Below are 25,512 nucleotides of genomic sequence, written 5' to 3'. Positions count from 1 at the left end.
AAAAGTGTTATTTCTGGGCTATTTGTCGTTTACTGTCGTTTGTTCTGCTTTTAGGAGTCTTTATATCCTTTTTGTGATAGCAGAGTTTGATTATCTAAAGAGAAAGTCGTACTTTTGCGGAGAAGTAATATATAAATTAATTTACAATCAATTACCTATTCGTATGCAGAATAAAGCCTACTCGCAAATTCTGAAGGCTACGATAGCAAGTTCTTGCTTGCTTTGTATGCCTGCCTTGCTCCCTGTAGCGCATGCTCAGGAGCATAATTTTGTTGTTATCAATCCATCTGATTCGCCCGCAGACATTATTAAGAAAGCTGCAAATGTTGTTCCTTCTGCTCGTCAGTTCAACTGGCAACGACAGGAGTTGACAGCTTTCTTGCACTATGGTGTGAATACTTATACAGGCAGGGAGTGGGGTGATGGAACGGAGTCCCCAGCGATCTTCAATCCAACTAACCTTGATGCTGACCAATGGATACGTGAGTTGAAGGAGGCGGGATTCAAGTGTGCCATCCTTACATGTAAGCATCATGATGGTTTCTGTTTATGGCCTTCAGCTTATACTGACCATAGTGTGAAGCAATCGCCATGGAAGAACGGAATGGGCGATGTAGTTCGTGAGGTTAGTGATGCCTGTCATAAGTATGGTATGTCATTTGGAGTTTACCTCTCACCATGGGATCGTAACTCTAAGCTCTATGGTACAGAGGAATATAACGATTACTTTGTTAAGCAACTGACAGAGTTACTCACGCAATATGGAAAGGTTAGTGAAGTATGGTTTGATGGTGCATGCGGTGAAGGACCTAACGGTAAGAAGCAGCACTATGACTTTGTGCGTTGGTATGAGGTCATTCGCAAATTACAACCCGATGCTGTGATAGCAGTTATGGGACCAGACGTTCGATGGGTTGGAACTGAGACTGGTAAAGGTCGTGAAATGGAGTGGAGCGTTGTTCCCAAGGACAATCTCAACCAGGATGCCATAGCTAAGAACTCTCAACAGGAAATGCTGACTCAGCCTGTTGGCGACATGCGTGGAGAGGATTTGGGAAGTCGGAAAGTAATTGAGAAAGCAAAGTCTCTCGTATGGTATCCAGCAGAGATTGACGTTTCCATACGCCCAGGTTGGTTCTATCATAAGGATCAGGACAATAAGGTAAAGACGCCCAAAGAGTTGATGAATATCTACTTCTCATCAGTTGGAATGAATGGAGTTTTACTCTTGAATCTTCCTCCGAATAAGGAAGGACTGCTTGCGGAGGCAGATGTGAAGAGCCTTCGTGGTTTCCGTCAGTTATATGATACTACCTTTAAGCATAACCTTTTAGCGAATGCGAAAGTTACTTGTCAGTTGCGAGAGGGTAAAGGTCAGAATTTGATAGATGATAATTACGATACATCCGTCCGTCCGAATATGAAAAAGGGCACGGCTGTTTTCCTGTTTAAACTCAAGCAACCAGCGACATTCAATGTGCTTTCTGTGCAAGAAGACATCCGAAAAGGACAGCGAGTAGAGCAGTTTTCATTGGAGGTAAAAGATGCTAAAGGACAATGGAAGAAGGTGACGGAGGGTACTACGATAGGGCATAAGCGCCTGTTGAAATTCGTTCCTCAAACAGCGAAAGAAGTACGTTTGGTTATTCATCAAGTACGTGACATTCCATCCATTAGTGAGGTTGGTCTCTATCGTTTGGTAGAGTAGGAGAGCGGCAGACAGCGTCTGTCTCAAATATAGCAAACGCCCTTCTTGATGCGAGATAACGCTTATCTCAATTCAAGAAGGGCGTTACTTTGTTTGTAGGAGAACCTATCCTCCATCTGATTCGTTTGATGTCTTCTCCTTGTTGTATCATGCTGATGATACTCCAGTATCACCCTAATGATATTCCAGTATCACCTTGATGATATTCCAGTATCACCCTGATGATACTCCAGTATCACCCTAATGATATTCCAGTATCACCCTGATGATATTCCAGTATCACCCTGATGATATTCCAGTATCACCCTGATGATATTCCAGTATCACCCTAATGATACTCCAGTATCACTCTGATGATATTCCAGTATCACCCTGATGATACTCCAGTATCACCCTAATGATACTCCAGTATCACCCTGATGATACTTCTGTATCACCTATGTGTAACAAGTAATAGCACATACGTGTAACGGTGGTAACACATATCTGCTGTCTATAGATGACACAAAAAGAGGCTGTACCTCATCTCATTATCCACCTATTGTAGTGGCAAGAGAAGCGATACAGCCTCTTATTTTTGCTTGTTGTAAACACCACGAGGATGTTTACTTATTATCGGTATTACTTAAAGATTTCGATCTCTGACAATGAACCAAAAGCCTCTGGTGTGTGGTACTCAATCTTTATGTAGCGCACATTTGTAGCTTTCGTAGCAACGATGTCATTCCAAGTTGTTTGGTTCATAGTAATCTTGTCAGACATGAGTTGCCAGTTAGAACCATCGGTACTACCATAAACCTTTACGTAGTCTGGATAGTAAGCATAATCACTATTGATATATATTCCTAAGCTCATTCCCTTCACGCTCGTTGTGTGCTTCAAATCGATAGTAATGTCTGTTGTACCTTGTGGAAGATAAGTGAACTGCTCCGTATCTTCATCAGACAAATCTTCTATTGAACCATAAGAGAATGGATTAGAAGTAGTGATGGTGTAATCTGAACTAGAGATTTTACTACCTGATGGAGCAGAAGATGATGCCTCGAAGTGGATATCAGCAACATTAATAGGAATGAGCACCTCTCCGCCTTGGATGTAATGCTTGTTGCCAGCCTTGTCATAATATACTGCACGCATTGGAAGAATGTATAAGCCCTCTGCTGTGAACTTCTCTGGATGTTGCAATGTTACGGTAGTTTGCACTCCTGATAAGTTCTTTGCATTTACCTGTGAAGCGACAGAGATACCTTCAGGAGCAAGCTTCGTATTACCCTCACTCTTGAAGAGAGAGTTGTCACGCTCTAATCCCACCTTGCAGTCTTCAGTAATCTGCTTGGTTGTAGCAAAGCGAATATTCAACGTTGTGCCACTTGTATATGTCGTAGAAGAAGCACCAATCTTTGCTATTCCACCTTCACCAACAAGTTTAGCAGTCCATACATCCTTAGGTTGAATAACGATGTAAGCATAGTCCTGCTTGGTTGTTGATGGATTCTTCAAGTCAGCACTTGAAGGCGTAATACGTACTGGTACGACTGTTGGTTTGGTTATCTTCTGGAGGTTATTTACAGTGACGGATATGTTTACTTGAGTTGTGCCAGCTGCAAAGTCAAATACTCCGTTGTTAGGAAGAGATATCTGGTCAGCAGTAGCGACTTGATAATCTTTGTAAGTAGTAGCTAACAATGGAGCGTCAGCTGCTAATGCCACCTGAACCTTAGTAGCGTTAGTAAGATTACGACTGATGTTTGCAGTGAAGTTAAATGTGTGACTATTCTCACCCAATGGAATGTCTCCAACAAAGTCGTTGGTATATTCCTGAACATTAGTTGGGAAGTAAACCAAGTTGTTTCGTGGGTCAGAGCCATGGAAATAACCTGGGATGTCGTACTCGCCATCATAGTTGTAATCGTGGCTACAACCCGTAAAGGTTGTAGCTGCGAGTGCAACTGCTATAATATATATGTTCTTTTTCATATTGCTTAGTTACTTATTGAATGTTATTCTGGGAACTTCTCATTCGACCATGTAAGAAGGCTTTGGTTATATTCTGTAGCATCGTTTGAGCCAGCAGCATAAACCTTGATCGTATTCTGCTTCTTTGATACATCCTTAATACCAGTCTTCTTGTCTAATGGAGCATAGAAGAGTAAGTCTGGATTGTCAGGTGTTTCAATGTACAAGTTATCAGCTACTTGGAATGCTGTGAGTGCCTTGTTATAGAGACGAATCTCACGAACATAGCCCTCGAATGCGCCCCAACTCATGTTCAACTTAGTGAAAGTTTCAACCTTTGGTACGTCGAACTCGTTATCAAGTACGCCATTGATGTAGCATCTTACATGCTGGTTCTTGTAAACCCAAGCAATGTAATACCACTTACCTGGCTGTAGCTTTGTCTTAGCAAATGCCTTAGGGTCGTCAGTCTCACCTACCTTCATCTGCAAGGCACCATCAGCAGTGACACGAGAATAGAAGTCTGGAGAGAGGACAGCTTGATTGTCTTTATTGCGATCAAGCTTGATAGCATAAGACATTGTCCACTCCTGTAAGCCGGTGTAAGGTGTTGGGAAGATGGTCTTCAAGTAGAAGTCTTTCTGACGTAGAGCGGTTGTGTAAAGTACGCGGTCGATAGCGAAGATCTTTACTGAGCTTGAACCGAGGAGCTTTGCGCCATCAGCTGAAGCGATCTTCACAGGTATAGCATACTTTGTTGAAGCGTCTAAATCAGTACCAAGTGGCTTAACGTTTACATCGATTGTACCATTAGAGATGTTTGCCTTATCAATGGTGAGATTCTCTGTTGATAGGCTGTAATACTTTGCAGGCAATAGCTTATAGTGTGTGCCATTTGCCTCATTGTACTTAGTCAGTGCTTCTTCATCAATGGCAAACTTTAGATTAGCATTGGATGATAGTCTATTTGCTGCACGAGCTGTAAAGCTAGCCTTGCCACCAGTAGCGTCTACTGTTAGCTTAGAGATCGGCGCAACATCTGCACCATCTATATATATTGCGTTGGGTAACTTGTCTTCATTGCCCACCTCATCATAGTCTACATTTGCACATGACCATGTGAGACATGCTATAGAAGCGATACCTAAGAATTGAAATATATGTTTCATCTTGTCTATTTATGTTTTAGTTATTTTACAGCAGGGTTCATGATCTGGATGCCTTGACGTAGGTATTTGTAAGAAGGATTAGCTGCATAATCTTTCTCCATGTGGTAACTACCGATACCGCCCTTGCGTCCCTTTAGTGGTTGCCATTGAGCCATACCAAGATAAGATGTGACTGTCTTTCCATCACGAGTCGTGAAGTTTACACCACCCTTAGCAGAGTATGCCTCGAAGTTCTCTGTTACGATGAGCTTGCGAGCTACCTCTTCGGCTGATTGCTTTGACGCAAATTTATTAGCAACCTGCTGGAAGCGTGTGTCAAGATCAGTGTAAGAATAGCAGTTGTAAGCCTGAAGGATGTAGTAGTTGAAGTAGAGAGCCATATCTGCAGAGAACCAGTAAGGCTCACCGTCTACGACTAACAGCTTCTTTCTTCCTTCTTCTGTCTCTGCCTTTGGACCGATGCGCTTGCCCATAGTGCGGATGAAGAGGTTCATACGATCACCTTGCCACATCTCTTTATTGGTGTGGAATGGCTGTGGGATATAAGGCTCTGCATCGAGATCGAAACCATCGAGGTTGTACTTATAGATAGTGTCACAGATCGCATTAGCATACTTTACAATAGCAGCATTGATCTTATCCTCATCACCATCTACCCACCCCCAGTAGTTGTGGTTGTATTGTTCCCAAGTCTCACCTTTATCCTTTGATGCTTTAGGCTGTGCAGGGGTTACACCTTTACCAATGTCGAAAAGAAGAGCACATGCCAATGCACGAATACCTTTCTCTTCTTGAGCACGCTTCAAGTCAGCCTGTTGTGCCTTTGTTAGATTAGAGAAACCATCCCAAAGAGAAACGAAGTCTGTACTATCAGGGAGATTATAAAGGCAGCGTGAAGCTGGATTCTCACCTGTCCAGCCACCAAACCACCCGAAGGTGACTTGGTGATCAGTTTGTTTGTACGCACGGAGGTTGGCAAGATAGGCTTCATGTGCTTTTGCCTGTGCAGCATCAGCATCAGCTAAGAGTCCGTCGATATTCTTTGTTGCAGGCTCTGTCCAATCGCTGCAACTAACAGTAGCGAAGAGCAATGCTAAGAGACCGAAAATATAATATTTCTTCATTTGAATAATCTTTATAAGGGTTATTTAATCTTCTTATCCCACCATACACGTGTTGCACCATTGTCTGGTCCATTCAATAATAATACAGCTTTCTGAATGTTTACAAGGTTCTTGGTGTATTCATCATTTGAGTATGGAATACGTGTAGGACGGAGGTCGCCATCAACATCACAATCTGTTGCATTGAGAACAGAAGGGAATATACGAGGATATCCTGTGCGGCGGAACTCTGACCAAGCCTCCTGTCCATCAGGATAGATAGCAAGGTACTTCTGTGTGATGATACGCTCTAAGTTCTTTTCAAAGGTATCGCTGCTTTGCCATTTGATAGTGATCGTAGAGGCTGCAGTTGCATTATATTCAGAGTGTTGTGCATCAATAAAGTTAGCTGGTTTAGCGGTACTATTTGCTGCATACGCTGTTGCCTGCGCAGAACTTAAACCATTCTCTTCAAATGAAGTAGCAATACCCTTGTCGTAGTATGACTGCGCTGAGCCACCACCCATGTTCCAGCCGCGAAGTGCACCTTCAGCACGTAGGAAGTAAACCTCAGAAGCCTTCATGATGTAAATAGGTGTTGCATCTTGTACATTGAGAGAAGATGACTTTGTCTTATCCAAGTAGTCTGTTGTGTTTGGAATACTTGAACGAACGCCATAGTACCCCTCGATGCCATTGTTCTTTGACTTTACGAAGTAAGAAGCAATACGTGGATCGTCATAACCCTTGAGGTATGATTCTATCTCTGCACCCATACGAACGTCATTGTAGCTACCATTGATAATTACTAATGGATTTCGTAGAGAAACACCTGCACCCTTAGATAGCTGTGCAGCGTCTTTAGCAGACTCAATTACACCATAAGGATTATTGATTGCTTTCTCTGCATATTGCTGTGCAAGCGTTGGATTAGCGTAAACAATGCGCATAGCCAAGCGAAGCATTAAGGAGTTAGCAAACTTACACCACTTAGTGTAACTACCCTCGTAAATGATATCATACTTAGGGAATACATCATGTCCACCATTGCTAAGAGCCTGAACAGCGTCGTCCAAATCTTTTAGCATAGCCTTATAAACATCTTCTTGTGAGTCGTATTCAGCTGTTGTAGCACCAGCAATACCAGCCTTGGTATAAGGAATTGGACCAAAGGTATCTGCAGCTTTGTGGACGGCTGCGACCTTGATAATCTGTGCTATTGCTAATCCTTCTGGGTCATTAGCAGTGCGCTTCTTAACATCTAGGAAGTTACGGAAGGCATTACCAGCCATTACATTATAGGTATACTGACTCCATGGCTTCAGAGCATAACTAGGGAAACCACGTCCAACCCACTTATTTTGAGCTGGTGCCATATAGCCAATCCAGCATGCACCTGCTAGTGTGTAAGGAATCTGATAATCGTTAACATAACCTGTACCAGAAGATCCTACAGGGAAGATACTCTCTTCGAAAGAAGTAACAAAACCACCGACATTGAGGTTATCTTGCTCTAATTGTTCTTCTGTAGGCTGACGATGGTCACGGTTTATATCCTCAAAGTCAGCTTGACAAGATGCTAATAGTGATGCGGCAAGAGCCGAAACACATATAATAGAATTAATATTTCTTTTCATAAGAAGTTTATTTTAGAAGTTAAGTTTCAAGCTAAATCCAATGTTTCTTAGGCTAGGAGCACTGAAATAGTCACTACCTTGACCATAGGTACCAGTAGAAGCAGCAACCTCTGGGTCGAATGGAGCCTTGTTGTAAATCATCCATAAGTTATTAGCGATGAGTCCAACAGTAACGCCAGGCCAGCCTTGTCCTAATAGAGTCTTAGGCAATGTGTAGCTTAGACTTATGTTCTGTAGACGAACGTTAGTTGCACTATAGTAGTAGTAACCCATCAACTGCTGGTTAGCAACGACTTCGTAGTATTTCTGTGGGTCAACTCTCTGTCCACCTGCAACCTCTACGTAGCCACGATCACGTGCATCTGCTGTTGCCTTAGATACACCGAATTGATCAAGAACAGCCTGTGTTGCAGAAGTTACGATACCACCAACACGTGCATTGATTAGGAATGAAAGGTTAAGACCTTTCCATGAGATATTGTTTCTCCAACCCAAAGTAAAGTCTGGGTTAGTGTTTCCAATTTTTAGACGTTGACCGTTTGGTAAGTCCATAGAAGACAGACTACCATCTGCACCAACAGCAATCTTACCTGATGCATCACGTTTCAACACCTTTGTGATATATACATCACCCATGCTGTCACCCTCGCGGATGAAGCCACCACCAGCAGATGTCTCTGTGAAGTTGATTACCTGATTGTCAATACCTGTGTGATAATCACGAACCAACTTCTTTACCTTATTGACGTTGCGGCTATATACAAGACGTGACTCAAAGTCTACAGCACCAACATGGTCGTTATATGCTAAAGACATTTCTACACCAGTGTTGGCAATGTCACCAGCCTGAATATACAAACCAGAATAAGGAGATGTGGCAGAGAGCTCTGCTAAGAAAGTCTGGTTGTAGGTGTTAGAGTGATACCAAGTAAGGTCGAGGTTCAATTTGTTGTTGAACATGCGTAGGTCTAAACCTAACTCGTATGATCTTGTCCTTTCAGCCTTGAAGTCATAGAAAGGCATGATGGTACGAGTAGAAGGAATACCATTTACGATAGGGTAGGTTACTGTACCACGGGTAACACCACGGTAACGATCAGGGATTGGAGAACCAACTTCTGTATACGAACCTCTCACCTTCATGAATGAAATGAACTCTGGAAGTTTAGCCATCTTAGTTACAATGGCTGATAAACCTACAGAAGGATAGAAGAAAGAAGGTTCCTTTGCATTTACCAAGAGTGAACTCCAGTCGTTACGCCCTGTCATTGAGAGGAACAACATATCTTTCCAAGAGAGTTCAGCACTAGCAAAGATAGCCGTATTGCGCTTACGGAACTCGGAGTCATTAGGTATCGCGTTTACTGGATCAAGTGCTGCAGAAGAGAACAAGTTAGGAACCTTGAGGATAGGACCACCAAAACCAACGCCACTTGAGCGATAGTCTTCGAGGCTGGCACCAAGGTTAGCTGTTAAGCGATAATCAGTACCGAAACTCTTATCAAGGTTGAACATCATATCCAAGTATGTCTGCTGATCAATGCTCTGAGAGTGGTTGTAGATACCATTACCGTATGTACCTGCATACAAGATGCCCTGACCACTTGCGTGGAAACGACTCTCTGATTCTGTGTTTGTGTTATCAACACGTACACGACCAGTAACATTTAACCAAGGAAGAATGTCATACTTCAAGCTACTCATGAACATGTAACGCTTACGCTCTGTAGGAGTCATCATGTCGTTAACAATAAAGTAAGGGTTCTGCAGCTGCATGCCCTGGTCACCGTATGGCCAATACTGTGTAGCAAACTTGCGTGAAGCGTCGTAACGCTTGTACAACTGTACTGCTGACCAATCCTCTCCACGTGGGAAAAGGTAAACGGCTGTCAATGGGTTGTAGTACTCACCAGGACGATACATATTCTGTGTGTTCTGGATGATATAACTAGCACTCACGTCAAGATGTAACTTGTCATTGAGGAAGTCGCTTGTGTTACGAGCTGTAAAGTTGTAACGATTGTATTTGTTGTTAGGTAATATACCCGTTGCATTGGTTGTTGCAACAGAGATATATGTCTTATTTGTCTTTGTACCTGTTGTCAATGTTACAGAGTTGATGTAACTATGACCAGTGTTAAAGAAGTTCTTAGGATTGTAAGAAGACGGTGTTGTTAAACGATCACCCCAGCTCTCAAAAGAACCAGCTTTGTTGCCATAAGTGTTTTGGAACTCTGGCATAACAAAAGGATTAGAGAACTCCATACTACTTGAAACAGCTACCCTTACCTTTCCTTCTGTACCACGTTTCGTATTAATCATGATAACACCGTTAGCGGCAGCTGAACCATAGAGGGCAGCAGAAGATGGACCTGTAAGAACGTTGATGCTCTCAATATCGTCTGGGTTAATATCTGCAATACCTTCACCACTAGGTTGGCTTGAGTAACGACCACCGCCAACATCACCACCACTCTTGTTGAGCATTGGCACACCATCGATTACATAAAGGACGTTGTTACCACCGGTGATAGATTTTGTACCGCGCATGACAACACGGGTAGCACCGCCAACACCTGACGTTGATGCATTGATGTTCACACCGGCAACAGCACCATTCAGACTGTTTACAAAGTTTACATTCTTAACAGCACTAAGTTGTTCGCCACCAATCTTCTGTACGTTATAACTCAAAGCCTTCTCAGAGCGTTTGATACCTAAGGCGGTTACAACAACTTCGTCTATCTTGTGGGCTTCGTCTTTCAGGGTAATCTTTAGGTCAGAAGAACCTGTTACTTGAACTTCTTGCGTAAGCATTCCGACGTAACTGATGATAAGCGTTGAACCCTTAGGGACGTTTAACTCAAATTTACCGTCAAGGTCAGTTGCTGTACCACTTTGAGAGTTCTTTACTCTTACCGTTGCACCAATAATTGGCTCACCGGCGTTGTCAACGACAGTACCGTTAACTTTTACATCACCATTCGATTGTTGTGTTCCTAAGATACCTGTGCCTATTGCCTTGGTAATTGCTGTAACCATGTTTTTGCCGAGATTGTCAGATGAACTGACATGACCACTGGCAAACGCGTTAAGACAGCAGCAAGATAGGAAAACACTTACTGGTAGAATCTTTCCTTTTCTCATTGATTATAGTTGAGTTTGTTAATAAATTATCTGACTTAGGTGTCCTTGGGGTGTTGTATTTAGGACTTGGTTATCTAACACAAGGTCGTTATTTTTTTACCTTTAGGTTTTGCAGATGCAAATATAATGTATCCTGTTGTAATATTGTGTAGCTCACACATATCTTTTAACAAATATAAACACTATATGAACGAAATAGCCATATTATGCTTCCTTTTAGGTATAAAATGGTCTAATTCAGCAAAGTTATGATCGAAGAACAGCCTGATGGCAGCCGCCTCTTGAGGTAGAACCCCACCCAACCTCCCCCAAGGGGAGGAGAGCCTTACGGAAATTAGTTAGAATAGGTGTTTCTCAATCTCCACAAAGTAGGGACAGACGCCCTCGTCTGTCCGAAACATCCTAATCATTGGGAGCGGATAGACGAGGGCGTCTGTCCCGACTTTGTGGTATTATATCCTAACTAGCTTCCATTAGGCACTCTCCCCCTTTCGGGGGAGTTGGAGGGGGCTTACCCTACCTGCGGTCCTGGGTTCTCTTCACTCCCCTCGCCTTTTGGAGAGGGGTTGGGGGTGAGGCTTTTCTTTCTCGCAGGGTTATCCACCTCCACCTGAATATCCTTCAACGCCTTGCGAACAGGCTCCTTCCATGCCACCACAATATGCGGCTTCTTCAACGACTCGGCACAAACATCCTTCTCATTAGTTTCCATCTTCGAGTTAATAACCGTGCGGAACGAAAAGATGTCGCCAAGATCGAGCGAGCCACCCAATGAAACCACCTCACGGGTGATATTCTTCAACGTGATAAGCACATTACGCACATCGCCTTCACTCAACGAAGTCTCACGAACTATGCGCTCAACCAGCCATGCAGCGGAAAACTTACTCGGTGCCTTTGGCACTGCGCTATACGCTTTCTGTCCTTTACGAGGACCAACTCGGAGAACACTCTCCTTTACTAAAAAAAAAATCATAGTTTAAAGTTTTTAGGTTTTTAAATATGGGGCGCAACGCATTCATTACGCCCCGTTAATTAACACGATATTGTCTTTTCTTTTTCGCCTTACGGCTAATTCCTTAAATCCTTTATAATCAAAGACTTTTATCTTATAGTTACCGTCCCGTCATACTTTAACTTAAAGTACCGAAGGACTTTAACTTAAACTCCTCGAGGACTTTAACTTAAAACTGTCGAGGACTTTAACTTAAAGTACAAAAGGACTTCAACTTAAACATTCTAATTCTAAGGATAATAAGAAATAAACGGTCTAATTTTAGCCGTTTCAGTCTTAGACTTTAAGCCTAAGTGGAGCTTACCATCGTTAGAGATGGTAATTGTTGGCATCTTATATTCCGTTCCATCTTTACATTCATTATTTATCCAATATGTACCAGATGGGGGCGTACCACCTTCACTTATAAACGCATTATTGAAACGTGTCATATCCGTCATTGCTGGAAAATCTATAGAAGAAGGAGTGAAACCTGTTGCTGCAGCATTAGAAGGAATTAAAAAATTAAATAGACCGCCACGAGAAAGGTATGATTTATAAGTCTTTCCATCTTCCAACATTCTCCCTAAGTCTGTCCCTAGACAGAGGATGTCTGTCATTGGGGGAACTCTCCAGATGTGTGCTGGAATTGGAGAAGCAGGAGTATAGTCCTCTGCTGCCTGAATAGTGGCGTTATGAGGAACAACCCCATCACCAATAAAAAAACCATCAAAAAGCTCTGAATAATTGGTAGCAGCGCGGAGAGAAGGACGACTGGGATCTACTGCTTCCGAAGTAGTAGTAGCATTGCTCCATTGGAATTGATCGTTACCTCCTTCATTCACATCATGCAATGCAACAGCAATACGACGTCCTAAATCCAAAACTACGGCAACTGGTGTCTTAGTCGGATTCTTGTCTCGTGGACCTACTTTTCCGTCACTGTATAGATATTCATTGGTAAGATAGAGACGTATTGCAACAATGTATCGTTTGTTCGCTTCCACCAGCGTATGCTCTGGTACAGTGATAGACTTTCCTACCAGACTGATGCCACCGGCTTCACCATCAGTAAAGGTTAATTTAAACTTTGAGCAGTCGGTTTTAGGGAGAAAATAACCATTAAGAGCACGACTACCAGAAGTTACTAATGTCGTACCAGGTGTATTGTATGCCGCAGGTAGTCCTACTTCAAGTTTCCCTGTCTTAGATATCTGACTCTTTGCTGGATAGTTGGAAGTATTCGTAGCAAAATCGTAGACCATTGTTTCGGGTATAGCATTCGCAGAGGTTTCTAATTTGTACTTATAAACTTCTAATGGATTGTCCCAATCTATATCACGCACAGATATGCCTTCCTCGTTAACATACTGGGTATTTGAGAACTTCCCAGTAAAAGCACAATTCATAAAATTTATCGTTATCAGTACATTAGCCCCAGCATGCTTCATCGTAAAAGTTACCAACTGTTTAGGCTTTTGGTTGATGACAACTCCGCGCTGTATCGTGAAGCGAGCGGTAGCTGCATCAGAGCGATTGACAGTAAGCTGCGTACCATTGGCTGTTACTCCGTCATTAAAGCAAACGAAATCGTAAGTACCGTGAGGAAGGTTAATTTCATTAGGATAGCCTCCATCTGGGGTAAAGGTAGAACCACTGAATGTACCTTTTAACTCGCCTTTCTTTACGCCACCTTGAAAGGCTTGAATTGTATAATGCGTTGGTGTAGCGATCGCACGTGTCTTAGGAGTTTCGGCTCTGTGTGTGGTGTCGGGAACAAGGCTTACCTCTGCCATCAACCCGTTACCAAGATTTTGTACTTCTGGTTTTATCTCCTCTGCTGCAGCACGCGACTTTGGAGTATCGTCTGCTGATTCATAATCTTTTTCAACGATAGAGAATGAGACGTTGCCTGTACCTCCCTCTTGTGGATTTACATTGACAATGTCTTCGTTACTGCATCCTGTCAGTGTCATACCCGCAAGGGCGAGCAACAGGAATGCCGTATTAATTCTTTTGATTTTCATTGTTGTCGTTTTAATTGTTTCTTTTGATTTCTTTACTTCTGTGGCTTAGAGGTTGAGTACTCCACCGTCTACTGTTCCTCCATCTTCCCAATCCTCTTCTGTAGTCTGTGGTGCATTGGGAGCGACTGCGGAAATAGATGTACAGATGAAGTTTTCTATCTCCAACTCGTAGACGGCACACTCGGGTCGTTCGTAATCTTTCTTTTCTTTCTTTTTGCTCATTGCTTTTATTGATTAAAAAATAGTTATTATTAATGATTCTCACTTGCTTTACTTCATGTCACAGAGTTCAAGAGGGAGACGAAAGCATAAGAAGAGTTGTTAAAACAATGAATTATCTCCTCCTCTTGATGCTCTGTGGCACTACGTAAGTTTGATTTTATACGTGAATTAAATTCTATATTTTGCGTTTTAGCGGTCTTCAAAAAGGGCATAAAAAAGCGAACAAAGGAAACTCTTGAAAGTCCTTTGTTTACAGGGGTTACGGCACGCTTCGCGCGCGCGTATGCGAGAAGAAAAAATGTGTTATTGTACGCTAGGTGCGCATATAGTGTGTGTTAGCAAATTATTTGGATTGACCAAGGATAAAGTGCAAAAAGATGCAAAGAACTTGATAATTCTTTGCAGTACTTCGTTCACTTGATATGTCATTGCTAATTGTTTCACGGCGGCAAAGGTAAGAAGAATAAATTGAATGGGCAAGGAAAAAGAAAGAAAAAAAGCCTCAACACTCGCCCCAACCAGCCTCACCCCCGCCCCCTCTCCGAATGGAGAGGGGAGTAGAAAGTACTGTTTGCTGGGGATTTGGCACGGTAATTATGTAATAAAGAGTTTTAGTTTTATGTACTCTTATTCTTTATTTATTGCAACTGCAACCAGTCCATGGCTTTAATTCCTTAAAGAAATCATGCCCCTTATCGTCAACAAGGATGAAAGCAGGGAAGTCTTCAACTGTAATCTTCCAGATAGCTTCCATACCAAGTTCAGGATATTCTACGCATTCAATGCTCTTAATGCTACTTTGTGAAAGGACTGCAGCTACACCACCAATCGTACCGAGATAAAATCCGCCATGCTTCTTACATGCATCAGTAACAACTTGCGTACGATTACCTTTCGCCAACATAACGAGTGAGCCACCATGACTCTGGAACTCATCTACGTATGGATCCATTCGGTTAGCTGTTGTTGGTCCCATTGAACCACAAGGATAACCTGCAGGTGTCTTAGCAGGACCAGCATAGAAGATTGGGTGATCCTTGAAGTACTGAGGTAAGTCTTCACCTGCATCCAAACGAGCCTTTAACTTAGCATGTGCTATGTCGCGTGCTACGATGATAGTTCCCTTTAGATTGACACGTGTAGATACAGGGTACTTTGTTAATTCCGCACGTACAGCATCGATACCCTTATCAAGATCAATCTCAATGCCCTTTGCGCCCTCTCCTGGCTTGCGGTACTCCTCTGGTATTAACTCACTTGGATTTGTATCCATCTTCTCTAACCAGATACCATCTTTGTTAATCTTAGCCTTGATGTTTCGGTCAGCAGAACAGCTTACGCCCATACCTATAGGGCAACTTGCACCATGGCGTGGCAAGCGGATGACACGGATATCATGTGCTAGGTACTTACCACCGAACTGCGCACCAAGTCCGATCTTGTGTGCCTCGTCTAGGAGTTTAGCTTCTAGGTCGATGTCACGGAAAGCACGACCTGTCTCATCACCTGTAGTTGGTAGATTATCATAGTACTTAATACTACCGAGTTTAACTGTCAATAGATTCTTCTCAGCAGATGTACCACCAATAACAAAGCAGATGTGGTAAGGAGGACAAGCAGCTGTACCTAGGCTCTTCATCTTCTCTACGAGGAATGGAATCAGCGTTCCCTCGTTTTGGATGGTAGCCTTTGTCATTGGGTAGAAGTAGGTCTTATTAGCAGAACCACCACCTTTGGCAACCATTACGAATCGATATTCTGCACCTTCAACAGCCTCGATATCAATTTGTGCAGGGAGGTTGCACTTTGTGTTTACTTCATCATACATGTTAAGAGGAGCGTTCTGTGAGTAACGAAGGTTCTCCTCGGTGAAAGTATTGAATACACCACGTGAGAGCGCTTCCTCATCCTCGAAACCAGTCCAAACTTGCTGTCCCTTCTCACCATGAATGATAGCCGTACCCGTATCCTGACAGAAAGGTAATACTCCCTTAACTGCCGTCTCTGCATTGCGGAGGAATTGGAGAGCAACATACTTATCGTTCTCTGAAGCCTCTGGATCAGTTAGAATCTTCGCAACTTGCTCATTGTGTGCACGACGGAGCGTAAACTCACAATCGTGGAAAGCTTCTTGTGCTAGGAGCGTCAACGCTTCTTTACTTACTTTAAGGATCTCTTTACCTTCAAACTCACCTACACTAATTCCCTCTTTAGAGATCAGTCTGTACTCGGTGTCATCCTTGCCCAATTGAAACATTGGTGCATATTTGAATTCAGCCATAATGTTTTGTTTTCCCGCTGTGCCTTTGTTGTATAAGGCACAGCGGCGTTTTCTATTTGTTTGTTATTATGTTTTTGTATGTTTCTTGTTTATTCGCTTTTACCTTGTTCTAATATCCGAAGATTTCTTCTGTAGTAACCTTCTTGATAGGTGCAATCTTCTCAAGCCCCTTCATATCAAGCTCTTTCTCATCACCAAGAATGATGTACTTAAACGGCTTATTAGCTACATACTTCTTCTCAAAGTCGATTACATCTTTCAGTTGTAGTGCTGGAAGAGCTTTGTAAATAACTTCGCCTAATGAGGTATCAAGTCCTAATCGTTGTGCTGCAAGGTAAGAAGTGAGGATAGAGTACTTTGTGGTACGTGCAGACGCCAAGCTCTTCATCAAACTTTGTTTTGCTAGATCAAAACCTGCTTGACGCACAGGCATATCATCAAGGAGCTTGTTAAACTCGTGTACACAATCCATCATCTTATCGTTCTGTGTAATAATATAGGTGTAGAAACTCTCCTTATCACCTAAACGATAAGGTGTATCATATTGTGCATAGGCAGAGTAAGCAAGTCCACGTGCTTCGCGTAACTCTTGGAAGACGATAGCATTCATGCTACCACCGAAGTATTCATTGAATAGAGCAATGATTGGGGCACGTTCAGGTGTCCAATCTTGATTCTCGTTATGAAGCTGTACCATATAGATATTCTTTGCCTCATAAGGAGCAATAATCACCTCATTCTTTGGTGTTGTCTGCTCTACGTAACGTTTAGCAGCAGGAACTTCTGCAAACTTCTTAGGTGATTGAATGGTTTTACTAACAAGTTCATCAATAGCCTTTAGACTTGATGGTCCATAATAGAGAACTGTCTGCTTATAGTTCTTCAACCCTTTCAACATATTTAGTAGTTCTTGTGGATTCATTGCTCTAAGAGCTTGTTCACTAAGAATATTACGGGTTGGGTTGTATTCTCCATACGTTGCATAGTTTCTCAGAGCAGCAAAGTTCTGTTGCTGATTAGCTTTATTATCACTGCGTGATTTCAAAACCTGTTCAACATAGAGGTTATAAGCCCGCTTATCCACCTTTGCATTATTAAGTAAATCATTTAATAAGGCAAGAGCTTGTGGCATATTTGAGTTCAGACCATTGAGTGTGATATATGTACGATCATTCCTTTCAGAGATTCTATAGTCGCATGCTAACTTATAGAACTGTTGTTTAATCTGTTCGTTTGTGAGCTTATTAGTTCCAAGATACTCAAGATATTCAGCTGCATAAGCGAGCTTTGGATCGTGTTCGTCACCGAAAGGAAGAACAAAGCACAGCGTGAAGAGATCGTTAGATGTGTCCTGCTTATAAAGGATAGGCAAGCCCTTCTTTGTTGTCGCCTTTGTCAGGTCACGCTTATAATCAACGAACTGAGGTTGAATAGGAGTTGCCTTTGTATTTACAATCTCCTCCAAGAACGCACTATGTTTATCGTTGTTCGTAGGGATAGGAGTGATGGCTGGCTTTTCCACCTTCTTAATAGTAGTGTCATTGCCTTGCTCTTTGTAAACACAGGCGAAGTTATTACCAAAGAAGTGGTTAGCGAACCTAACGATGTCAGTCTTTGTTAGTTTAGATATACGACTAATCTTTTCTACTTCCTGTTTCCAGTTCTTATGATTGATGAATGCATCAACAAATTGCTTTGCTCGGAACTGATTGTTATCGAGCTGTGTGTAATAATGTCTTTTATAGTTGTTGATGATAGAAGGAAGTAAATCGTCAGAGAATTGTCCTTTCTTTAACTTCTCAATCTCATCTAATGCCAAACTACGAACTTCTGGTAATGTTTGTCCTTTCTTAGATTGACCATGGAGATAGAATACAGAGTAATCGTTCATATCAGCAACGCCAGCACCGACTTCTTGTACCTTCATCTTTTGATTGAGGTCTAAGTCGAATAAACCTGCTTTGCCATTCGATAGTAACTCTCCAATTACTTCTAGGGTATCAATCTGTTGAGAGTTACTAGCGTCAGCACGCCAACCCATGAAGAACATAGGAGCTTCTTTACCTATAACAATTGTGTCGATAGGCGCTGTGATTGTAGGTTGAGCAGCATATTGTGGTACATCTATATGTGCACTTGGCTTCCAATTACCGAAATACTTATCAATAGTTGCCACAGTCTCGTCTGGATTCAAGTCGCCAGATAAACAGATAGCAATATTGTTAGGAACATAATACTTGTGGAAGTAATTCTTAATATTGACAATTGAAGGGTTCTTTAAGTGCTCTCCAAGTCCAATCGTTGTTTGTGTTCCATAAGGATGTGTAGGGAACAACTTTGCAAACAAAGCTGCATACATCTTGCGCCAGTCACTTGCCAGTCCGATGTTATACTCCTCGTACACAGCTTCAAGCTCTGTGTGGAAACCACGGATTACCATGTTTTGGAATCTGTCACCTTCTATCTTTGCCCATGTGTCAATCTCATTTGAAGGGATATTCTCAACATAACAAGTGACATCATTCGATGTGTAGGCATTTGTCCCAGAACTTCCAATAGCAGTCATCATCTTATCGTACTCGTTAGGAATATTATAACGAGCAGCTAGTTGAGAGATGGAATCAATCTGATGATACCACTTCTTGCGTGCTACTGGGTCAGTGATGTGACGATATTGTTCGAATCGTGCTTCAATAGAATCTAGATAAGGACGTTCTGCTTCGGCATTAGATGTGCCGAAGTGGGTAGTACCTTTGAACATAAGGTGCTCTAAGTAGTGAGCCAAACCAGTTGTCTCCTTTGGGTCATTACGTGACCCTGTTCGAACGGCAATGTAAGTTTGCACACGAGGTTTCTCCTTGTTTACTGATAAGTAAATCTTCAGTCCGTTTTTCAGCGTATAGATACGCGTTTGCATGGGGTCATTTGGCACACTCTCGTAGTTGTAACGTTGTGCATGTCCCACAAGGGTTGTTAGTAGAAGCATTGCTCCCACACAAATCCCCTTCATGTAGATTTGATTAAGGAAATACTTTCTCATACAATAATAGTTTAGTTGTTGAATATAAGGTTGGTTATCAATTCTCAAAGTCTATCTCATGATCAAGGCTATTGACGAAAGACTCAAATACTTCTGGCTCCACATCGCCCATATCAAACTCCTTTTGAGCATCTTTCCTAATTTCGGCAATCCATGCACGACGTGCTTCCACGTAATCTTTCTTGATACGTTCATCGTCTTCTGCAGTAATCTCCTTGATTCCATAATATTCAAGAATCATGCGATAAGTCCATGCCCATTGATATACTCGATAGTTCTCGTTGATTTCCATAAAGCGTTCAATAACATCTTGTATGGTTTCAAGCGTACCATCCTTAATATCACTGATGAGGCGCATTTCTTCTGATTCTGGAAGTAATAAGCCTGATAAGTCGTTCCATTTGCCTGTACCGACTTCGGTCTCTGGTTTACCAAAGAAGCCCCACTTATGTGCACGCTTGAGCACTGCACCCATGTAGATGCGCAAGGCTATATCGTAGTATTTGATACCCTTACGCAGGCTGGAAGCATTGATGGTGTATTCGTGATAGTTGTATGCTGATACGTTATCACCACTCGCTTGACGCAGACTTTCCAATATCTTCTTTCCTCTTAATATCTCACCAACAGAGAAAGGTGACAGCCAATCGAAGTTGACAATACTCTTCTGTGACTGTTGCGGACGCATATCACGTTTAGGCCACTTGCGTATGTCACGATAAAGTCCTACTGTTGTTATGTTACGACCAGGCACAAGGAACATCTTGTCGGCCTCTGCAATAAGATAAGAGAAGGGAAGAGCTGTTGTGTTAGGGTGGTGCATTAATTTACCAAAGCATACAGAGAATGTTCCTATCGTAGCTGGCATTAACAGGTAGCTACCACTGGCATTCTTCGTACCACGTTCCAATATTCCCCAGTGCATTGGTCCCATCTTATACGCATGGTTAGAGAAGTTGGTTCCTGAACCTGCATTATAGAAGGAGAACATACCACCGATGAGTAGTGAGCTCTTGTGATGCGATGCGCAGAAAGGTCCGCAGAAGGCAGCACAAGCCTCGCCGTTTGCCATGAATGAATTAGCAAAGAATACACTTTGTGAGGCAGTGAAACCATTAGTTATCTGGCATGCCTCTCCAACAAAACAATCTTGCATCTTTACGCTATTCACAATACTAGATCCATCTGATATAATCGAGTTCTCACAGATGACACCAGTACCAATGAATACACTAGCATTCTCTGAACTAAGTATTGTGCAATCACTCAATCGGCTAGCACCTGATATCTCGCAATCATCTTGGATAACCGTGTTTGTTATCTCACGTGTATTGATGATCTTCACGTTATTACCGATGGTACCGCGGTCAGGGTTGGTGCGTGCTATCTCTTCAGAGACAAGCCTACGTATTGCATTCTTGAGGTCTTTATCATTGAAGTGCTTAACCATGAATGCAGCAAACTGGCTGTTTAAGTCATGGAATAGGATAACGTTTCCATCGCCTACCTCATTGAGCACAGCAATTAGATTGCCTTCTCCGTAGGTTGCTCCCTCTGTTGTCTCCATAACAGAGACATTTGAGATAATGCAGTCGTCACCAATGGTGTAATTATTGATATAGTTCCCTATCTTTTCTATTAAACAGTTATCACCTACTGTGACATTGCGTAAGGTGGCATCGTTAATACCCGAGTGCTTAACGAAATCCTTCGCTATTTCTATATCCTTCTGGCATTTTCCTAATCGGATATCACCATAAAACATCACACGATGGAAGAACTTTGCTTGAAAGTCTTCCTCTGCAACCTTCACATGAGTCCAATCCTCAGCCCAGCAGCTATTCTTCTCTAGAAGGTCTATCTCTTCAGGTGTTAGGGAACGATATTGCATATTCTTTTGTTTTATTTGTTGTTGTTAGCCTTATTAGCCCAATTAGTCTTATTAGCCCAATTAGCCCAATAATATTTATTCCTCTTCGATGTTATAAAGGAAGTCATTGTAGGGATACTTCTGCACATGCAGCTCACGTACTTTCTTATAAAGCACTTCCTTGAACTCATCAATGTTCTCCTTCTTCTTTGCAGAGATGAATAAACACTGATCATGCTCCTTAGCCATCCATGTCTTCTTAAGCTCATCTAAGGTAATGTTCTCCTTAGTTGCAGGTGTGAGATCGTCCTCTTCCTTTTCTATCCAATGGTAGTTATCGATCTTGTTGAAGATGATCATAGATGGTTTGTCAGCGCAACCTAATTCGCTAAGCGTTTGGTTTACAACCTGTATCTGCTCTTCGAAATCAGGGTGAGAAATATCCACAACATGTAAAAGTAAGTCGGCCTCTCTCACCTCATCAAGCGTTGATTTGAAGGAGTCGACCAAGTCTGTGGGGAGTTTGCGTATGAACCCTACGGTATCAGCAAGCAGGAAGGGAAGATTCTCTACAACTACTTTACGCACGGTTGTGTCTAAGGTTGCAAAGAGCTTATTCTCAGCAAACACCTCACTCTTGGCGAGCAGATTCATAGTGGTTGACTTGCCCACATTCGTATAACCGACTAGTGCTACACGAATCAGACGCCCACGGTTCTTACGTTGGGTTGTTTTCTGTTTATCTATTTCGGCTAATCGCTGCTTTAAGAGAGACATTCGCTGGAGGATGATACGGCGGTCCATCTCCAACTGAGTCTCACCAGGACCACGCAAACCTACTGAACCCTTTCCACCGCCAGAACCAGAGCCGCCACCCTGACGCTCCAAGTGTGTCCATAGGCGTTGTAGGCGTGGTAACATATAACGATATTGTGCCAATTCTACCTGTGTCTTCGCATTGGCTGTTTGCGCACGCATAGCGAAGATATCGAGAATGAGAGAGGTGCGGTCTAGTATCTTTACGCCGAGTTCCTGCTCGATATTGCGCATCTGCTTGGCTGATAGCTCATCGTCAAAGATAACCATACCAATAGGCTCATCGTCGTCCTCTTTCTGCTTGATATATTCTTTGATTTCTTCGAGCTTACCCTTACCAACGTAGGTAACAGCACTCGGACCATTCACTCTCTGTGTGAATCGTTTAACGGTAACAGCACCTGCGGTATCAGCAAGGAACTCTAGTTCGTCAAGATACTCCTTTGTCTTGGCTTCGTCTTGCTCCTTTGTGATGAGACCCACTAATATAGCAGTCTCTGTTTTTACTTCAGATATGATAAATTCTTTCATTCAGTATTCTTCTCTTATAATATTGGTAGTGTGCGTAATAGCATAGCTTTGGCTAGCTTTCTCTTACACCTCCTGCTACATGGCAAAGGTACTTATAAATTCTGAAAAATACTAATCATAGCCTCCGTTTTTATGTCCTTTAAGAATCAAGATAATAATGTTTCTGATCTTAAGGGATATTGCTTCGTAAAAACATCATACTGTCTCCGCATCATTTATACCTAACATAATTACATCTTGAACCCTGTTTGCGCTTTTTGTCTAATAGGTTTCCGCATTCTTTCTCCCTTGTCTCCCATTCCTTTCCCATGCGTCTTGCATCTTTTTTATGCACATCTTTTATTAGTTTCATCGTGATGAAACCAGTGTCTCATCATGATGAAACGAGTGTCTCTTCACGATGAAATTTGTGTCTCACCATGATGAAACTAACTTTATCTGCGTGTATAAATGATGCGTAACACGTCAGAAAAAGATGGGAAGCGGGTGATAAATAATGCTGGAACAGGTGGTAAACGATTCGCAAACGGGTGAGAACGTTTGGGTAGACCTGTTATTAAACAGTCTGTAAAGTCCGTTCTTTTGAGTAGGAAGTACCTATCGTATGTTCCAGAGGTCTATGATTTTCTCTTTTGACACGCTTTCTACCTTTTGCTCAATGTCGTCTGGTAGATTGCAGAAGAAGTCTATACCAGTGAGTTGCTCAAGCTCATTGATATTGACAACATAGGGTTTAAGCGACCTGTCAGAATTAATTTTGTGCTCAAACCAGAAGCCGATAGCCTTGTACTCCCACTTATCTTGTCCGTACACCTTATACTTCATCAGGGCAGCTGAGAAGAAGTATTTAGGGACGATGAAGTTACTTCTAATCGTCATGAATTGTCCTGCCTTATCAATCGTACCACCACGACAGATGAAGAGTGTATCTTTTGAGATTTTGGCAGCAGTGATATATGTTCTCATCTTGCTTTCCATCGTCTCCCAAACGCCAGCATTGAAGCCATGAACTTGAGGTTGCATGTTGCTAAGATAGAATGTCTGGTCGTTCGAATCCCTTGAGTATCTCCTATCTTCCGAGGGGCATAGATGTCCATGATCGTAGCCTGAACCGCGGTAAGGATCGTAAGTAAAGAAAGCATTAGCAGGGAAAAGTGGGTCAAAGGGATACTGATTCGGATCGGTGTATGGCTTCCTTGGTACGTTTTTCTCAACGTTTCTCGCATAAATCTCATAGCAGGTCCATCTGTTCGACTTCTTTACAATGTCCCATTCCACGCTATAGTTTATCTCCCCTGTGTTAAGTTTATGTGTGAGAATAGTGCTGCTTCCGCCCTTTAGCCTTGGAAATTCAAGGCGATGTGTTGCTGGTCGAACATCCTTTAAGTTTGAGTTTGCGTTATTAACGACAGCTTTTGCTTTGCCAGTACCATTGGAGTTGCTATCGTCCTTGCTGCATGAAGAGAAAGTAGATAGAGCCAGCAATGAGAGAAAGAATGTACTTGTGCTTAATAATATCCTGTTCATTATCTTGTGTTAGGAGGGTAAAATAAGTTAGAAAAGATGATTGTTTCAAATGCAAAAGTGCGAGCAAACGTATATGCAACTACGTTTGTTCGCACTTTATATGTCTTTAAATCGAAAGATATTTATCGATTACTTCTTCAACTTACCGTAACGGCTCATGAAGCGGTCTACACGACCTGCTGTATCAACAAGTTTGCTCTTACCTGTATAGAATGGGTGAGAGGTACTTGAAATTTCGACTTTTACCACTGGGTAAGTTTCGCCTTCAAACTCTACTGTATCTGTAGTCTTGCATGTAGATCTTGAAAGGAACATATCGCCGTTGGACATATCTTTGAATACGACGGGGCGATAGTTTTCTGGATGAATACCTTGTTTCATTTTGTTATTATCTAATTGTTAATAATGTGTCTTGTCTTTGTCTTCCTCCTAAATAAGCTGGGAGTCAATACTCAACAGGGTGCAAAATTACGAATAATTCTGCACCCTGCCAAATATTTCATATTGTTTTTTACTTTACCTCTACGTCCTTGATCTCCCATGAACCAGCCTTTATTGCTGTGCTGGTGTAGAGAAATCCGATGTAAACAGTTGATTGACCAGTATAGGCTGTGAGATCACATGTAGCATCGATAAACTTCCAGTCAGCTCCTGTTGGATAAGCTGAAACGGCTACATCATGCCATGTTGTACCATCAGTAGAGACTTGTACCTTGAACTCATTGGCTGCGTTGGCAAAGAAACGAGCTGCATGCTTGAATGAAAGTGTAGCGGTCGTCTTACCTGCAAGACTGAATTTAGGAGAAACGAGACGGCTTTGAGCAGCGTAGTTGTGTGAACTCTTAAATGCAGAAGCTTTCATGTATTTGTTTGTAGCGTCGTGCTGCCAAACGAAGGTGAGGTCTGAAGGCAGGTTGATGTTATTGATTGTGAAATTGTCTTCACCTGTTGCAAATTTTGCAGTAAGGACTGCTGTTGATGGTTGTGGAGTAGTAGAACTACCGATGGTGATAATCTTACTACCCTTTTCCATCTCCATAACTTTTTGTCCTTGTTTATTGGTGTATTCTTTGAGATTACCCTTAACAACTACAGTCTGACCAACTTGTAAGTCTGTCTTAGCTGCGAAGTCTGCACCATTTACACCTTTACCAGAGAAAATCTGAAGCGTCTTGTCTGTACCATTATCAGAGATATAATAAGTAAGGCTCTTATGGTTCTGATCATAGTAAGTTATGGCAGAGATGATACCCTTTACGTATGCCTCACCATTGGAGGTTTGTCCTGCCTGTATCTTCTGCACGGCTTCAGCAACCGTCCAAGCGGTAGCCTCTGTGTTGAGGTCGGTCTTTGGTTGTGGGGTAGGTGTAACATTATCATTATCGAACGTCATGTTATATGGCGAAGGTACATCCTCGCAACTGGTGAAAACTGTGGCAGAGATAGCTAATGCCATCATTGAATAAATAATCTTTTTCATCTTG

The 25,512-nt window shown here is 42.2% G+C and carries 16 protein-coding genes; 1 reads left to right on the top strand and 15 read right to left on the bottom strand.

Annotated features, from left to right (window positions below; all coding sequences use genetic code 11):
• Nucleotides 1–163 precede the first annotated feature (163 nt).
• The gene (locus J5A55_RS05315) at nucleotides 164–1,708 is read left to right on the top strand and encodes an alpha-L-fucosidase (protein WP_039851552.1); all 1,545 of its coding nucleotides are present in this window, start codon (nucleotides 164–166) and stop codon (nucleotides 1,706–1,708) included.
• Nucleotides 1,709–2,329: 621 nt separating this feature from the next.
• On the opposite strand, the gene J5A55_RS05310 is transcribed toward J5A55_RS05315, so the two are convergent.
• The 15 genes from J5A55_RS05310 to J5A55_RS05240 all read right to left on the bottom strand — a co-directional run bounded on the left by J5A55_RS05310 (nucleotide 2,330) and on the right by J5A55_RS05240 (nucleotide 25,508).
• Entirely contained in the window at nucleotides 2,330–3,685 is a 1,356-nt protein-coding gene (locus tag J5A55_RS05310; protein ID WP_004384448.1) for a discoidin domain-containing protein, read from the bottom strand.
• A 23-nt stretch (nucleotides 3,686–3,708) separates the two neighbouring features.
• On the bottom strand, nucleotides 3,709–4,833 hold the full coding sequence (locus J5A55_RS05305; RefSeq protein ID WP_211802921.1) for a DUF1735 and LamG domain-containing protein: 1,125 nt from the start codon (nucleotides 4,831–4,833) through the stop codon (nucleotides 3,709–3,711).
• 20 nt (nucleotides 4,834–4,853) lie between these two features.
• Nucleotides 4,854–5,957 (bottom strand): glycoside hydrolase family 18, encoded by a 1,104-nt coding sequence (locus J5A55_RS05300; protein ID WP_004384452.1) that lies wholly within the window; start codon nucleotides 5,955–5,957, stop codon nucleotides 4,854–4,856.
• 20 nt (nucleotides 5,958–5,977) lie between these two features.
• On the bottom strand, nucleotides 5,978–7,573 hold the full coding sequence (locus J5A55_RS05295; RefSeq protein ID WP_004384453.1) for a RagB/SusD family nutrient uptake outer membrane protein: 1,596 nt from the start codon (nucleotides 7,571–7,573) through the stop codon (nucleotides 5,978–5,980).
• Nucleotides 7,574–7,585: 12 nt separating this feature from the next.
• Nucleotides 7,586–10,720 carry a SusC/RagA family TonB-linked outer membrane protein gene (locus J5A55_RS05290; protein WP_039851553.1) on the bottom strand — a complete coding sequence of 1,045 codons (3,135 nt, stop codon included), beginning with the start codon at nucleotides 10,718–10,720 and terminating at the stop codon, nucleotides 7,586–7,588.
• Nucleotides 10,721–11,231: 511 nt separating this feature from the next.
• Nucleotides 11,232–11,696, bottom strand: a complete 465-nt coding sequence (locus J5A55_RS05285; protein WP_211802920.1) for an HU family DNA-binding protein — start codon at nucleotides 11,694–11,696, stop codon at nucleotides 11,232–11,234.
• A 269-nt stretch (nucleotides 11,697–11,965) separates the two neighbouring features.
• Complete coding sequence (locus J5A55_RS05280) at nucleotides 11,966–13,741, bottom strand: hypothetical protein (RefSeq protein ID WP_211802919.1); 1,776 nt, start codon at nucleotides 13,739–13,741, stop codon at nucleotides 11,966–11,968.
• Between the two features lie 45 nt (nucleotides 13,742–13,786).
• Nucleotides 13,787–13,963 carry a hypothetical protein gene (locus J5A55_RS05275; RefSeq protein WP_004384459.1) on the bottom strand — a complete coding sequence of 59 codons (177 nt, stop codon included), beginning with the start codon at nucleotides 13,961–13,963 and terminating at the stop codon, nucleotides 13,787–13,789.
• Nucleotides 13,964–14,597: 634 nt separating this feature from the next.
• Complete coding sequence (locus tag J5A55_RS05270) at nucleotides 14,598–16,244, bottom strand: fumarate hydratase (protein ID WP_004384462.1); 1,647 nt, start codon at nucleotides 16,242–16,244, stop codon at nucleotides 14,598–14,600.
• Nucleotides 16,245–16,353: 109 nt separating this feature from the next.
• Nucleotides 16,354–19,284: a M16 family metallopeptidase gene (locus J5A55_RS05265; protein ID WP_004384463.1), complete on the bottom strand. Its 2,931-nt coding sequence runs from the start codon at nucleotides 19,282–19,284 to the stop codon at nucleotides 16,354–16,356.
• Between the two features lie 37 nt (nucleotides 19,285–19,321).
• Complete coding sequence (locus J5A55_RS05260) at nucleotides 19,322–21,175, bottom strand: DUF4954 family protein (protein WP_004384464.1); 1,854 nt, start codon at nucleotides 21,173–21,175, stop codon at nucleotides 19,322–19,324.
• A 75-nt stretch (nucleotides 21,176–21,250) separates the two neighbouring features.
• On the bottom strand, nucleotides 21,251–22,501 hold the full coding sequence (gene hflX, locus J5A55_RS05255; RefSeq protein ID WP_004384465.1) for a GTPase HflX: 1,251 nt from the start codon (nucleotides 22,499–22,501) through the stop codon (nucleotides 21,251–21,253).
• 597 nt (nucleotides 22,502–23,098) lie between these two features.
• Nucleotides 23,099–24,028, bottom strand: coding sequence for a DNA/RNA non-specific endonuclease (locus tag J5A55_RS05250; protein WP_004384467.1), 930 nt, complete (start codon nucleotides 24,026–24,028; stop codon nucleotides 23,099–23,101).
• Nucleotides 24,029–24,157: 129 nt separating this feature from the next.
• A complete protein-coding gene (locus J5A55_RS05245) occupies nucleotides 24,158–24,409 on the bottom strand; it encodes a type B 50S ribosomal protein L31 (RefSeq protein WP_004384468.1) in 252 nt (83 codons plus the stop codon).
• Nucleotides 24,410–24,539: 130 nt separating this feature from the next.
• Nucleotides 24,540–25,508, bottom strand: coding sequence for a choice-of-anchor J domain-containing protein (locus J5A55_RS05240; protein ID WP_004384469.1), 969 nt, complete (start codon nucleotides 25,506–25,508; stop codon nucleotides 24,540–24,542).
• Nucleotides 25,509–25,512: the final 4 nt, after the last annotated feature.

The organism is Prevotella veroralis, from assembly GCF_018127765.1.
GTDB lineage: Bacteria > Bacteroidota > Bacteroidia > Bacteroidales > Bacteroidaceae > Prevotella > Prevotella veroralis.
The sequence above is the reverse complement of the archived record's forward strand: the minus strand, read 5'-3'. Positions and strand labels throughout refer to the sequence as shown.

What these genes read in the sequence shown, in the direction of transcription:
- J5A55_RS05240 (WP_004384469.1), bottom strand. Translation starts at nt 25,508, where the DNA reads ATGAAAAAGATTATTTATTCAATGATGGCATTAGCTATCTCTGCCACA.
- J5A55_RS05260 (WP_004384464.1), bottom strand. Translation starts at nt 21,175, where the DNA reads ATGCAATATCGTTCCCTAACACCTGAAGAGATAGACCTTCTAGAGAAG.
- J5A55_RS05285 (WP_211802920.1), bottom strand. Translation starts at nt 11,696, where the DNA reads ATGATTTTTTTTTTAGTAAAGGAGAGTGTTCTCCGAGTTGGTCCTCGT.
- J5A55_RS05310 (WP_004384448.1), bottom strand. Translation starts at nt 3,685, where the DNA reads ATGAAAAAGAACATATATATTATAGCAGTTGCACTCGCAGCTACAACC.
- J5A55_RS05270 (WP_004384462.1), bottom strand. Translation starts at nt 16,244, where the DNA reads ATGGCTGAATTCAAATATGCACCAATGTTTCAATTGGGCAAGGATGAC.
- hflX (WP_004384465.1), bottom strand. Translation starts at nt 22,501, where the DNA reads ATGAAAGAATTTATCATATCTGAAGTAAAAACAGAGACTGCTATATTA.
- J5A55_RS05290 (WP_039851553.1), bottom strand. Translation starts at nt 10,720, where the DNA reads ATGAGAAAAGGAAAGATTCTACCAGTAAGTGTTTTCCTATCTTGCTGC.
- J5A55_RS05250 (WP_004384467.1), bottom strand. Translation starts at nt 24,028, where the DNA reads ATGAACAGGATATTATTAAGCACAAGTACATTCTTTCTCTCATTGCTG.
- J5A55_RS05305 (WP_211802921.1), bottom strand. Translation starts at nt 4,833, where the DNA reads ATGAAACATATATTTCAATTCTTAGGTATCGCTTCTATAGCATGTCTC.
- J5A55_RS05280 (WP_211802919.1), bottom strand. Translation starts at nt 13,741, where the DNA reads ATGAAAATCAAAAGAATTAATACGGCATTCCTGTTGCTCGCCCTTGCG.
- J5A55_RS05265 (WP_004384463.1), bottom strand. Translation starts at nt 19,284, where the DNA reads ATGAGAAAGTATTTCCTTAATCAAATCTACATGAAGGGGATTTGTGTG.
- J5A55_RS05300 (WP_004384452.1), bottom strand. Translation starts at nt 5,957, where the DNA reads ATGAAGAAATATTATATTTTCGGTCTCTTAGCATTGCTCTTCGCTACT.
- J5A55_RS05295 (WP_004384453.1), bottom strand. Translation starts at nt 7,573, where the DNA reads ATGAAAAGAAATATTAATTCTATTATATGTGTTTCGGCTCTTGCCGCA.
- J5A55_RS05275 (WP_004384459.1), bottom strand. Translation starts at nt 13,963, where the DNA reads ATGAGCAAAAAGAAAGAAAAGAAAGATTACGAACGACCCGAGTGTGCC.
- J5A55_RS05315 (WP_039851552.1), top strand. Translation starts at nt 164, where the DNA reads ATGCAGAATAAAGCCTACTCGCAAATTCTGAAGGCTACGATAGCAAGT.
- J5A55_RS05245 (WP_004384468.1), bottom strand. Translation starts at nt 24,409, where the DNA reads ATGAAACAAGGTATTCATCCAGAAAACTATCGCCCCGTCGTATTCAAA.